Raw genomic sequence first — 12522 nt, forward strand, 5'->3', positions numbered from 1 at the left:
AAGCAGCTTGCGGTGCTTCTTCTTCGCCATGCGCTTGCGGCGCTTCTTGATGACTGAACCCACGGAAACCTCACTAAGTCAGGGGTTGGGTGCCATGGAAACGACACCCGGGTACGGGCACGAAAAAAAATGCCTCGGACGATTCTAGCAAACGGTCGCACGCCGCCCGAATCGGCAGTCAGCCGACATCGGCGTCCGGGGTGCGCAGGGCATCCGCCACCGCCGACTCGGGTACGCGATAGCTGCGTCCGAAGCGGATCGCCGGCAGCTCCCCCGCGTGCACGAGCCGGTACACGGTCATCTTGGACACGCGCATGATCTCGGCGACCTCGGCCACCGTCAGGAATCGAACGTCGTGAACGTCGGGCATCCCCAGCACCCCTTTCTGCTGAAGCACAGCATATGGGGTTGCTGCGACGGCTGTAAACACGTGAGACGGATGTGACTCGCGGCCCGGTGCCGCGCTCGTCAGGTGCCCAGCTTCTTGAGCGCCGACGTGACGACGTGCTTCGCCGAGGCTGCGGCCCGGCCGACGACCTCGGCCGCGTGCGCCGTCTTGGCCGGCAGGGGCGCGAACGGGATGTCGATGAGCGGCGCCTGGTCACCGTAGGCATCGATCAGGAACGGCACGAGCCAGTCGTCGACCTCTTCGAGCGGACCGACCGACAGACTGTAGAAGCGGCGCTGGCCCTCTTCGCGCACCGTCACCAGGTTCGCTTCGCGCAGCACCTTGAGGTGCTTCGACACGGTCGGCTGGCTGATGCCCAGAAGACTCACGATCTGCGTCACGCTCGTGCCGCCGTCGCCCTCGGCGGATTCGCTCAGCAGCAGCCGGAGGATGTCTCGCCTGGTGCCGTCCGCGATCACGTCGAAGATGTCGGTCATGCCCTCAGGGTAGTAGGCACCGCACGGGAGTACCATGACGAAGGCTCGGCGAACGGCGCCGGCGGAGAGGGGAGCGATGTCGGGCATCGTGTCGGCATCGTCCCCGCAGGACACGCTGCGCGGCTTCGGCCGGCGGGCGAAGCACCTGGTGACCTCATCGCCGTCGCGCTTCGCGATCATCATCTTCGCATCGCTGATCCTGCTCTTCACCGTTCTTCTGTCGCTGCCGCTCTCGTCGGCCGACGGCACGATCACACCGCTGAGCGACGCGCTGTTCACCGCGATGTCGACGATCTGCGTCACGGGGCTCTCGACGGTCGACATGGCCAGCCACTGGTCGCCCTTCGGCAACGTGCTGCTGTTCATCGGCGTGAACATCGGCGGCATGGGCGTGCTGACCCTGGCGTCGGTGATGGGCATGGTGATCTCGAGGCGCCTCGGACTGCGCGCCAAGCTTCTCGCGGCCGGAGACACCAACCCGATGCGCGCGCACGGCGGTCCGGTGAACGAGAGCCAGACCGTGCGGCTCGGCGAGGTCGGTCAGCTGCTCACCACGGTGGCGCTGTCGACGCTCGTGATCGAGCTCAGCGTCGCGGTGCTGCTCTACCCCGCGCTCGTGTGGGCGGGGATTGACCCGTTCGCCGCTCTGTGGGAGGCACCGTACTACGCCGCCATGTCGTTCACGAACACGGGCTTCACGCCCAACGCCGGCGGCGTCACCGTCTTCGCCGACGATTACCTCGTGCTGACCATCCTCATGATCAGCATGTTCCTGGGCAGCATCGGCTTCCCGGTGATCTACACGCTCGCCAAGCATGTGTGGCACGTGAAGCGCTGGTCGCTGCACTCCAAGCTCACGCTCATCACCACCGGGCTGCTCTTCGTTCTCGGGGCCGCGACGTTCCTGCTGCTCGAGTTCGACAACCCGGCGACGTTCGGGTCGATGGATGCCGGCGAGACGACCATGAACGCGCTCTTCCTGTCGGCGATGACGCGCTCGGGCGGGTTCAACGTGATCGAGATGTCCGACCTGAACGGATCGTCGATGCTCGTGGCGTGCATGCTCATGTTCGTCGGCGGGGGCTCGGCATCCACCGCCGGCGGCATCAAGGTGACCACTCTCGCCGTCCTCGCAATCGCGGTGTGGTCCGAGGCGAAGGGCCGCCAGTCGGTCGAGGTGTACGGCCGCCGCATCCCGTCGGACGTGCAGCGCGTCGCCCTGTCGGTCGTCGCCTGGGGCGCGACTGTCGTCGCCCTCTCGACGGTGATCATCGCCCAGATCACCAAGGCCGACATCATCGACGTGCTCTTCGACGTGATCTCCGCGTTCGGCACCGTCGGACTCTCCTCGGGTCTCACCGCCGAGCTTCCGGACTCGGCCAGCTACGTTCTCGCCGCGACGATCTTCATGGGGCGCGTTGGTACAGTGACACTCGCCGCGGCGGTCGCCGCGACATCCCGCTCGCAGCTCTACTCGCTGCCCGTCGAAAGGCCGATCGTTGGTTGAGATGGTGCGGGGCGACGCCCCGGTGCTCGTGATCGGACTCGGCCGCTTCGGCGCCGCCTGCGCCGGGGAGCTCGACCGCCTCGACCGCGAGGTGCTCGCGATCGACGGCGACCTCGCCCTCGTGCAGAAGTGGTCGGAGCGGGTCACGCACACCGTGCAGGCGGATGCGCGCAACATCGACGCGCTGCGGCAGATCGGCGCGCAGGACTTCCAGGTCGCCGTCGTCGCCGTCGGGTCGCTCATCGAGGCATCCGTGCTGATCACCGCGAACCTCGTCGACCTGAAGGTGCCGCAGATCTGGGCGAAGGCGGTCTCGCAGTCGCACGGCAAGATCCTCGCCCGCGTCGGCGCGAACCACGTCATCTACCCCGAGCGGGAGGCCGGCGAGCGCGTCGCGCACCTGGTCAGCGGACGGATGCTCGACTTCATCCGCTTCGACGACGACTTCGTGCTCGCGAAGATGTATCCGCCCAAGTTCATCCGCGGCGTGGGGCTGAACGAATCGGGCGTGCGCACCAAGTACAACGTCACCGTCGTCGGCGTGAAGAGCCCCGGCAAGCCGTTCCGCTACGCCGAGGCGAACACCGTGGTGACCAACCACGACCTCATCATCGTGTCGGGCACCAGCGTCGACATCGAGCGGTTCGCGGGCCTCGACCGCTGAGCCGCCGCACGGGCTGTTGCGTCTGCCAGTGGGCTGCTGAGCCTGCCGAAGCAGCGTGGCCGCCCTTCGACAAGCTCAGGGACCCGAGAGCGGGTCAGATCAGCGGATGCCGACAGCCGCCGTCACGAGCCGGCGGCGAGCTCCTTCGCGCGCGCCAGCGCGGCGGCGGTCGCCTCCGCGAACACCTCGTCGAGGCGGGCATCCTGCAGCACGGCCACGGCTCGCTCGGTCGTGCCCTTCGGGCTGGTCACGCGCCGGCGCAGCTCGGCCGGTTCCTCACCGGATGCCGCGAGAAGGGCTGCGGCGCCGATGAAGGTCTGCTCGGACATGAGGCGGGCGTCGGCATTCGAGAATCCCATCCCTCGCGCCGCCTCGGCCAGCTTCTCGATCAGCAGGAAGACGTAGGCGGGGCCGGAGCCGGAGACGGTCGACAGCGCGTCGGTCTGCGACTCGGGCACCTCGATGACCGCGCCGACCTTCTCGAACAGCGCACGCACGAGCGCCATGTCGTCGTCCGTCGCCGCCGGGCCCGCGGCGATGCCGGTCACGGCACGACCGACCGTCGCCGGAGTGTTCGGCATCGACCGCACCGTGTGCGCCGTCTCACCGAGCGCCTCGGTGAAGGTCGCGAGGGTGACGCCGGCGGCGAGGCTCACGACGATCGCGTCGTCGCGCAGCGCGGGGGCGATCTCGCGCAGCAGATCGGGAACCATGGCCGGCTTCACGCCGACCAGGATGATCCGCGCCGCTGCCGCTGCCTCGGTGTTGCCGGCGGGGTTCTCTTCGAGGGCGATGCTGGTCACCCCGGTGAGGGATGCCAGGGCATCCGCCTTCTCGCGTGTGCGGTTGGTCGCGACGATCCCGCCGTCGACCTGGACGCCGGACGCGACGACGCCCTGCAGGATCGCACCTCCCATCGAGCCTGCTCCGAGGAACGCGAGTGCGGGGAGGGAATCGGTCATGCCGCCCATCCTACGAGCGCGGCTGGCGGCGTGTCGTGCCCTCGCGATCGGCGCACGCTGTCGTCGTAGACTCGGGCCATGAGCGCATCCGGCGGCACCAAGGCGATCATCGCGGCCCTCCTGGCCAACCTGGGCATCGCGCTGGCGAAGTTCGTCGCGTGGGCGCTGTCGGGCTCTGCGTCGATGCTCGCGGAGGCGATCCACTCGGTCGCCGACTCGGGCAATCAGCTGCTGCTCATGCTCGGCAATCGCAAGGCCACCCGCGAAGCCGATCGTTCGCACCCGTTCGGGTACGGCCGCGAACGGTACGTGTCCGCCTTCGTCGTGTCGATCATCCTGTTCTCGCTCGGTGGCCTGTTCGCGGTGTACGAGGGCGTGCAGAAGATCGTCGACCCGCACGAGATCGACCAGACATGGTGGTGGCTGCCGCTTGCCGTGCTGTTGATCGCGATCGTGCTCGAATCGATGTCGCTTCGCACCGCCGTGCGCGAGAGCAACGCGGTGCGCGAGCCTGGCCAGTCGTGGATCTCGTTCATCCGCCGGTCGAAGGCGCCTGAGCTGCCGGTGGTGCTGCTGGAAGACACCGGTGCACTCATCGGCCTGGCCTTCGCGCTCTTCGGCGTGGGTCTGACGCTCCTCACCGGCGACCCGCTGTACGACGCGCTGGGCACGCTGATGATCGGCCTGCTGCTGATCCTGATCGCGGTCGTCCTGGCGATCGAGACGAAGAGCCTGCTGGTCGGAGAGGGAGCGAACAGCGCAGATCACGACCGCATCGTCGACGCCATCGTCGGCGGCCCCGACGTCGAGAAGCTCATCCACATGAAGACCCTCTATCTCGGCCCCGACGAGCTGATGGTCGCCGCGAAGGTCGTGCTCACCTCCGACAAGACCGTGCGCGAGGCGGCGGCCGATATCGACGAGATCGAGAGAAGGATCCGGGATGCCGTTCCCGCGGCACGCGTGATCTATCTCGAACCCGACGTGTACCGGCCGTCGCTCGACCCCGAGCCGTCGACCGACGCGTTCGTCTTCCCGTCGTCGGACTGATCCTGGCCGACATGACAGGTTCGGACGCCACGGCGATGCGTCGCGCTCTCGAACTCGCCGCGGAGGCGGGTGCGGGCGGCGACGTCCCGGTCGGGGCAGTGGTGCTGGATGCCCGCGGTGCTGTCGTCGGCGAGGGACGCAACCTCCGCGAGCAGACCCACGACCCGACGGCGCACGCCGAGGTGCTCGCGCTGCGCGCAGCAGCCGAGGCGCACGGCCGCTGGAACCTGGAGGGCCACACCCTCGTGGTGACCCTCGAGCCGTGCATCATGTGCGCGGGCGCGATCCTGCAGGCCCGCATCGGCCGTGTCGTGTTCGGCGCCTGGGACGAGAAGGCCGGCGCTGCCGGTTCGATGTACGACGTGCTGCGCGACCGGCGTCTGCCGCACCGCGCTGAGGTCGTCGCGGGCATCCGGGCCGCGGAGGCGACTGCGCAGCTGCACGCGTTCTTCGAGTCGCGGCGCTGAGCGGCATCCGCACATCCATCCGCCGTCCGGCGGAGCCGGGAATCTCCCCCAAGAGATGGATGATTCAACTGCCCGCGAGCCCATAGCGTGAAGACATGGACAACAGCCCCGCACTCGTGATCATGCTGATGACGCTTCCTGCTCTGATCGGATCGGTCGTCGTGGCGGCGAATGCCAAGCGCATCAACGCCGCGGCGAAGGAACGCCGTGCGGCCCGTGCTGGTGCGCATACGGTCGGCAAGTAATCTGTACCCATGCGCGTTCATGTGGCCGATCACCCGCTCATCACTCACAAGCTCACCGTGCTGCGGGACGAGAGGACCTCATCTCCGGTCTTCCGTCAGCTGACCGAGGAGCTGGTGACGCTGCTCGCCTACGAGGCGACGCGCGACGTCAAGGTCGAACCGATCGAGGTGAAGACCCCGGTCACGACGACGACAGGTGTGAAGATCGCCGAGCCGCGCCCGATCGTCGTGCCGATCCTGCGCGCCGGTCTCGGGATGCTCGAGGGCCTGGTCAAGCTGATCCCCACCGCCGAGGTCGGATTCCTCGGCATGGTGCGCGACGAAGAGACCTTCGAGCCCACCACCTACGCCGAGCGCCTGCCCGACGACCTCAGCGACCGGCAGTGCTTCGCCATCGACCCGATGCTCGCCACGGGCGGTTCGCTGGCGGCGGCGATCCAGTTCCTCTTCGACCGCGGTGCGAAGAACGTCACGGCGATCTGCCTGCTCGGCACCCCCGAGGGCGTCGCCGCGATCGAGAAGATGGTCGGCGATGCCGACGTGACCCTCGTGCTCGGCGCCCTGGACGAGCGTCTGAACGAGAAGGGCTACATCGTGCCCGGACTCGGCGACGCGGGCGACCGCCTGTACGGCACGGTCTGATCACTGCGGGGCCATCGCCCCGCACGAGAAACCTGCCGTGCGCGGGGTCCTCGTGCGCGAAGTGGTCGGTCACCCGCGGTCCGCGCCCACCAGGTGGGCGAAGGCGCTCAGGCGTGCGACGCCCTCGGGAGTCCACGGCAGGTCGTCGAGCAGCGCCGGCGAATGCACGAGATAGGCGACGCTCTTCGCCCGCGAGATGGCGACGTTGAGCCGGTTCTGCAGCAGCAGGAACTCCGGTCCGCGCGGGGCGTCACGTCCGCTGGACGCGGCGAGCGAGGTGATCGAGACGACCGCCTCCTTACCCTGGAAGTTGTCGACCGTGCCGACCGCGACCCCGCCGTATCCTGCCGCCGACAGCTCGTCGTGGATGAGCTGCTTCTGCGCGTTGTACGGCGCGACGACGATGATGTCACGCTGCTCGAGCGGGCGCGGCGGGTCGTCGCACATGCCGTCGACGTAGGTGCGGCCGATGAGCTCGCGCACGATGCGCACCACCTCGGCAGCCTCCTCAGCCGACTGGGTGGCGTTGCCGCGATGCCGTACCGGCACGATGTGCAGGCCCGGTTCGACGCCGTCGACCAGGCGACGCTCTGCCCCCGCCGCCGACGCCAGGCGGCTCGCATACGACAGGCGTGAGACGGGCGCGGCGACCGCGGGATGCATGCGCCATGACTCGGCGAGGAAGTAGCCGTACCTCGGGTCGATGACCGACGAGCCGTGCATCACCCAGCCGAGCGCGGACGTGTCGACCGGCTCGGGGTGCGTGCCCTGACTGACCTGCGGCAGCTGCTGCGGATCGCCGAGCAGCAGCAGACGCCTCGCGCCTGAGGCGACTGCGATGGTGGAGGCGAGGGAGAACTGCCCTGCTTCATCGATCACCAGCAGATCGAGACCCTTCCGGTCGACCCGCCGGGTGTTGCTGAAGTCCCACGCCGTGCCGCCGACGACCGCACCGTGGTGGGCGTGCTCGGCGAGGAAGGCCGCCATGCCGTCCTTGCGGATGACCGTGAACGCCGGCTCGGGAGCATCCGGATCCTTCGGCGCCTTCGCGACCTGCGCTGCCGGAACCCCGTCGGCGACGACGCGCTCGAGAAGGTTCTCGACGATGGCGTGCGACTGCGCGACGACCCCGATGCGGAAGCCGTGATCGCGCACCAGCCGTGCGATCACATGCGATCCGGTGTAAGTCTTGCCGGTGCCCGGAGGGCCCTGCACCGCGAGATAGCTGTCGTCGAGGTCGAGGATTCCGCGGACGATCGCGTCGACGACGTCGCCCGCTTCCTCCGCCGGCGGCAGCGGGGAGCCGGAGACGGTGCGCGGCGGGATGCGGCGAAGGATGTCGGTGGCGGCGTCGTTCGGGTAGACCGGTGCGGCATGATGCAGCGATGCCGCCCACTCCTCGATGGCGCCCTGCTGGGAGAGGACGTTCGGCGGCGCGGCCGGCGCGAGCGCGACGGGCAGCTCGTCCCACACCTGCCCCTGCACGGTGCGCTCGCGCACCACGTAGCCGTCATCGAGCACCTCGACGATCTCGACCTCGTGCGGCACGTGGATGACGCGGGAGGGGGCGGGCACGTCGAAGGGTGTGGGCACTCCGTAGAGCGCGAACGGGCGGCCGCCGACGTTCAGCGTGCTGCCCGGCGCCACTTCGCCGCGCAGTCGCACCAGCCGGGTCTGGGCACGTCGGCCCTCGTCGACCGCCCAGTCGGCTTCGACACGGCTGGCGGCCTGATCGACGCGCAGCACGTCGCGGGTCGACTCCCAGATCGACACCGGCTCACGCAGTCGCTGGAAGTGCCCCTGCCAGAAGCTCTTCGCCTCACGCGGGTGGTAGTCGATCGCCGCGGCGGCGACCCGGTACGACGTCGCGGACGCCTCATCGCCGGCGCGGGTGGCCTCGGTCTGCAGTGCGAGCGACAGCGGCGACGGCTCGTACGCGCGGGTCTCGGGGTCGTCCGGCGGGGCGGGAACCACTCCGGCCTCTCGCGCGAGCCCGATCAGCCAATCGCGCAGTCGTCTGGTCGACACGCAGTCGTAGCGGTTGTAGTCGGCGAGGTCGTCGAGGATCGCCTGCGCCTCGGAATCCTGACCCGATGCGCGCAGCTCCCGCGCCTGCACGTACTGCACGATCGAGTCGTCGCCCTTCTGCACGTCACTCGTGCGCACCTCGTCGCCCATGTAGAGCGGCTCGAGCTTCTTGATCGAGTACGAGCGCGACCCGATGCGCACCGAGCGCAGCACGATCGGGTACAGGTCGACGAAGACGCCCTCGCGCAGCAGCCGATCGACATCGGCCTCACCGACCCCGTGCCGAGCCGCCATCGCCGCGAGGTGCGAGGTCTCGTACGGCGCGTAGTGGTAGATGTGCATGTCGGGATGCGTCTGCCGGCGCAGCTTCACGAACTCGAGGAAGTCGAGCAGCGCCGTCTTCTCGTCGGCGAAGGTGTGCGCCCACAGCGCCGAGTACTGCTCGGCGTTGTCGGTCCACCCGAACAGGTAGTCGATGCCCCATCGCGGGCTCTCACCGGGTGCAGTGGCCTCGGTGTAGAGCGGATCGCCCTCGAAGTCGAAGAACAGGTCGCCCCGGCTGGGTCGCGGCATCAGGCCGATGGCGTTCGCCGACACGAGCTCGAACGGCGGAACCGCGCCCGGGTCGACCGGCACTCCGGCCTGCAGTCGGGCCTGCGCGCGCAGCGCGGTGAAGGTGTCGGCGTTCATGCCGTCGGGCGCATCTGCGGCATCGGCGAGATCGTCGAGCGAGTGGATGCCCGCCGCGCGCAGCCGCTGTCGCTGCACCGGGCGCATGCGGGCGACCATCAGCAGGTCGCGGTGTGCGGTCACCTGCTCGTCGCACGTCGCACAGCGCCCGCACGCGGTGATCTGCAGGTCGCCGCGATCGTCGCCCCACGCCAGCGGCGCGCCCGTGGCGCCGTCGGCGACACGGCGGTCGGCGATCAGGCTGCGCAGGCGGGCACGGCGCACGTGGAACAGCGGCAGCAGGTCGTCGACCCGGTGCGTGCTGGTCGTGCCGTCGCCGAGGATCAGGTCGACCTCGTCGGAACGAGGGATGCCGAGCCGGTCGAGCTGATCGACATATGCTCCGAGCTGCATGAGCGCGGTCGCACGTGCGGTCCGGGCGAGCTTCGAGTCCTGCACCCGCCAACGGCCCCCGCTCTCCCCCGGCAGCGGCTCATCGCGGGCGATGAAATCCGCGAACCCGACGAACTCCGGAGTCGAGAACGCAGCCTGGAACACCAGCGACGCATCCGAGCGCAGCGCGCGTTCGGTCGCGTCGACCGTGGCAGCCAGCTCACCGGCATCCGCCGACGAGACCTTCGGCAGCACCACCACGCCGGGGCCGCCGTCGACCGACTCCCCCAGCTCTCTGAGGTACCGCTCGAGAACCGTCTCTTCGTGGCGGTCACCGAGACGAGCGGCGCGTTCTAGCGTGGCGTCTTCGGGCTCTTCCACCGCGGGAACGCGACCGAGCTTCGCGTCGAGCGCGCGCGCCCATGCGAACTCGCACTCCGCCGCCAGCTTCAGGTCGCTGGCACTCCAGACGACCCGGTTCTCCGCTGCGATGACCCGCACGATGCCCCTCTCCCTTGCCTGCTCTCGACACTATCCGCAGGCTCGGACATCACCCCGCGCGGGTGGGTTGCGCGTGCGTCAGCGCCACCAGTCGTCGGCAGGCGTGACCGGCAGATGCCTCTTGTGACGGGATGCCCGGTACTTCTCCTCGATGATCGCCGCGACGCCGGGAATGACGTCCCGACCCTCGAGGTAGTCGTCGATCTGCTCGTAGCTGAGGCCGAGCTCGTCTTCATCCGGTCGACCCGGCATGCCGTCGAGCAGGTCGGCCGTGGGCACCTTCATGTACAGGTGCCTGGGCGCACCGAGCTGCTTGAGCATCGCCCGGCCCTGCCGCTTGGTGAGCCCGGAGAGCGGCAGCAGGTCGGCCGCCCCGTCGCCGAACTTCGTGTAGAAGCCGGTCACCGCCTCTGCTGCGTGGTCGGTCCCGATCACGAGCAGCCTGTCGTGACCGCCGAGCGCGTACTGCACCACCATGCGCAGGCGCGCCTTGATGTTGCCGCGGTTGAAGTCGGTGATGCTCTCGCCCAGGCCCTCCTCGAGATCCCGCTCGAGACCCTCGACGCCGTGCTGGATGTTGATGGTCGCCGACCGGTCGGCGCCGACGAAGTCGATCGCGGCCTCCGCGTCGGCAGCATCCGCCTGCACCCGGAACGGCAGGCGCACGGCGACGAACGTCGCCTCGCCGCCGTCGGCGCGCACGCGCTCGACCGCGAGCTGGGCGAGGCGACCGGCGAGCGTGGAGTCCTGTCCGCCCGAGATGCCGAGCACGAACCCGTTCGCACCGGTGGCGCGCAGGTAGTCGACGAGAAAGCCGATCCGCTTCTCGTTCTCGACCGCTGGGTCGATCTCGGGCTTCACGCCCAGGTCCTTAATGATCCGCTGCTGCATGCTCATGGCGCCTCCTTCGTCGGTACCAGTCTCCCCCAGCTGAGAGGATGGAGACGTGAGACTTCTCGTCGCCGCCCTGGCATCCGAACTTCAGGCCTTCCCCGCCGAGCTGCCCGGCTTCGACCGACTGGTGACCGGCCCCGGCAAGCTCATGGCCGCCTACGGGCTGACCCGCGCGCTCGATGCCCAGCGCTACGACGAGATCGTCGTGGTCGGCACCGCGGGCGCGGTGGACGACTCGGTCGAGTCGGGGATCTACGACGTGAGCGCGGCTATCCAGCACGACGTGCAGGATCTCGACGGCGTGATCGGGCAGCACGTGTCGCTGCCGTCGCGGGTCGAGACCGGTCGCGATGGGGTTACGATCGCGACGGGCGACATCTTCGTCGACGATGCCGACGCGGTGGCCAGAATCCGTGGACTCGGCGGCGTGCTGGTCGACATGGAGACGTTCTCGTTCATCTGGGTGGCGCAGAAGTTCGACGTGCCGATCCGAGTGATGCGCGTGGTCTCGGACCGCGCTCAGGACGGCGCGACGCAGGTGTGGGATGACGTCGTCGCGGCGTGCAGCGCGCAGCTCTGGGAGCACATGCGCACCGAGTACCCGGTCTGATCAGCCCGCGCGCCGCGGGGCGTCGATGACGCTGTGCCCGTCGGGAACCGTGCGCACGCTCAGCTGGGCGGGGATCTGCTCCTGCATCGCCTCGACGTGACTGATGACCCCGACCGTGCGCCCGCCCTGGCGCAGCTCGTCGAGGGTGCGCATCGCCGTCTCGAGCGTGTCGGCGTCGAGTGAACCGAATCCCTCGTCGATGAAGAGGGTGTCGAGCCGGATGCCTCCGGCGCGCGCCGTGACGACCTCGGCCAGCCCCAGCGCCAGCGCGAGCGACGACAGGAACGTCTCACCGCCGGAGAGCGACTTGGCGGGTCTGGTCTGCCCGGTGAACGCGTCGAAGACGACGATGCCGAGGCCGGATGCCGCGCCGCGCGCCGCGAGCGCGTCGGAGTGGCGCAGCTGGTAGCGGGCATCGGACATGTCGTGCAGGCGCAGGTTGGCGGCAGCGACGATCTCTTCGAGTTCGGCGGCGAGCACGAACGTCTCGAGGTTCATCTTGTGCGTGTTACCCGACCGGCCGGCGAGCGCATCGGCGAGACCCCGGATCACCTCGAACTCGGCCGCCTGCTCCGCCGACACCTCGTGAGCGCGCGCGGCGGAGTCGACGGTCGCTGCGAGGCCCTTCTGCACGCTGCGCGCGCGGCTGTCGGCGTCGACCGCGCTCTGCCAGGCGTCACGAGCGTGCTGCGCGGCCTGCTCGGCAGGCGCCAGGTCGATCGGATCCTCGGGAAGCACGCGCATCTCGAGGTCGAGCAGCAGCGCGCGCTCTTTCTTCACGTCGACCGCGTACGCCGTGATGCGATCGTCGAGAGCCGAGAGCTCGGTCGCGCTGAGCATGGCCTGCTCGGCATCGGCGACGTCGTCGAAGACCGAGGCGTCGAGCGCCTCGGTGAGCTCGGTGGCCGACGCGCGATCCCGCCCGGCGGCGTCGGCGTGTGCCTCGATCGCCTCGGCCGCAGCGGTGGCGAGGGCGATCTGCGCTCGTGCCTCGGCGATCCGGCC

At 69.2% G+C, this 12522-nt stretch carries 14 protein-coding genes; 7 read left to right on the plus strand and 7 right to left on the minus strand.

Annotation, left to right across the window (positions count from 1 at the left end):
* From RT309_RS09810 to RT309_RS09820, 3 genes are all read right to left on the minus strand, one after another.
* The coding region (locus RT309_RS09810) for a 30S ribosomal protein bS22 (RefSeq protein ID WP_313356699.1) at positions 1 to 63 on the minus strand (63 nt) is incomplete at its 3' end.
* Positions 64 to 178: 115 nt separating this feature from the next.
* Positions 179 to 370 (minus strand): helix-turn-helix domain-containing protein, encoded by a 192-nt coding sequence (locus RT309_RS09815; RefSeq protein WP_313356687.1) that lies wholly within the window; start codon positions 368 to 370, stop codon positions 179 to 181.
* A gap of 98 nt (positions 371 to 468) precedes the next feature.
* Positions 469 to 885 (minus strand): metalloregulator ArsR/SmtB family transcription factor, encoded by a 417-nt coding sequence (locus RT309_RS09820; RefSeq protein WP_313356688.1) that lies wholly within the window; start codon positions 883 to 885, stop codon positions 469 to 471.
* A gap of 76 nt (positions 886 to 961) precedes the next feature.
* Between RT309_RS09820 and RT309_RS09825 the strand changes: the two genes are divergently transcribed.
* Positions 962 to 2392 (plus strand): potassium transporter TrkG, encoded by a 1431-nt coding sequence (locus tag RT309_RS09825; protein WP_313356689.1) that lies wholly within the window; start codon positions 962 to 964, stop codon positions 2390 to 2392.
* A gap of 1 nt (position 2393) precedes the next feature.
* The gene (locus tag RT309_RS09830) at positions 2394 to 3056 is read left to right on the plus strand and encodes a potassium channel family protein (RefSeq protein ID WP_396654444.1); all 663 of its coding nucleotides are present in this window, start codon (positions 2394 to 2396) and stop codon (positions 3054 to 3056) included.
* Between the two features lie 122 nt (positions 3057 to 3178).
* On the opposite strand, the gene proC is transcribed toward RT309_RS09830, so the two are convergent.
* Positions 3179 to 4018, minus strand: a complete 840-nt coding sequence (proC, locus tag RT309_RS09835; protein ID WP_313356691.1) for a pyrroline-5-carboxylate reductase — start codon at positions 4016 to 4018, stop codon at positions 3179 to 3181.
* 78 nt (positions 4019 to 4096) lie between these two features.
* On the opposite strand from proC, the gene RT309_RS09840 reads away from it, so the two are divergent.
* From RT309_RS09840 to upp, 4 genes are all read left to right on the plus strand, one after another.
* On the plus strand, positions 4097 to 5068 hold the full coding sequence (locus RT309_RS09840) for a cation diffusion facilitator family transporter (protein ID WP_313356692.1): 972 nt from the start codon (positions 4097 to 4099) through the stop codon (positions 5066 to 5068).
* An 11-nt stretch (positions 5069 to 5079) separates the two neighbouring features.
* Positions 5080 to 5535: a tRNA adenosine(34) deaminase TadA gene (gene tadA / locus RT309_RS09845; protein ID WP_313356693.1), complete on the plus strand. Its 456-nt coding sequence runs from the start codon at positions 5080 to 5082 to the stop codon at positions 5533 to 5535.
* Positions 5536 to 5630: 95 nt separating this feature from the next.
* Positions 5631 to 5780, plus strand: a complete 150-nt coding sequence (locus tag RT309_RS09850) for a hypothetical protein (protein ID WP_313356694.1) — start codon at positions 5631 to 5633, stop codon at positions 5778 to 5780.
* A 9-nt stretch (positions 5781 to 5789) separates the two neighbouring features.
* Positions 5790 to 6422: a uracil phosphoribosyltransferase gene (gene upp, locus RT309_RS09855; protein WP_071645016.1), complete on the plus strand. Its 633-nt coding sequence runs from the start codon at positions 5790 to 5792 to the stop codon at positions 6420 to 6422.
* A 69-nt stretch (positions 6423 to 6491) separates the two neighbouring features.
* Here the strand turns inward: upp and RT309_RS09860 are convergent, their stop codons facing one another.
* Both RT309_RS09860 and nadE read right to left on the minus strand, forming a co-directional pair.
* Positions 6492 to 10013, minus strand: coding sequence for a TM0106 family RecB-like putative nuclease (locus tag RT309_RS09860; protein ID WP_313356695.1), 3522 nt, complete (start codon positions 10011 to 10013; stop codon positions 6492 to 6494).
* A gap of 78 nt (positions 10014 to 10091) precedes the next feature.
* The gene (gene nadE, locus RT309_RS09865) at positions 10092 to 10910 is read right to left on the minus strand and encodes an ammonia-dependent NAD(+) synthetase (RefSeq protein ID WP_313356696.1); all 819 of its coding nucleotides are present in this window, start codon (positions 10908 to 10910) and stop codon (positions 10092 to 10094) included.
* A 49-nt stretch (positions 10911 to 10959) separates the two neighbouring features.
* Here nadE and RT309_RS09870 point away from each other — a divergent pair, with 49 nt between their 5' ends.
* The gene (locus tag RT309_RS09870; RefSeq protein WP_313356697.1) at positions 10960 to 11517 is read left to right on the plus strand and encodes a nucleoside phosphorylase; all 558 of its coding nucleotides are present in this window, start codon (positions 10960 to 10962) and stop codon (positions 11515 to 11517) included.
* On the opposite strand, the gene RT309_RS09875 is transcribed toward RT309_RS09870, so the two are convergent.
* Positions 11518 to 12522 (minus strand): SbcC/MukB-like Walker B domain-containing protein (locus tag RT309_RS09875; RefSeq protein ID WP_313356698.1); only part of this gene is annotated, 1005 nt, incomplete at its 5' end.

The sequence above is a fragment of the Microbacterium sp. genome, from assembly GCF_032084865.1.
Classification (GTDB): Bacteria; Actinomycetota; Actinomycetes; order Actinomycetales; family Microbacteriaceae; genus Microbacterium.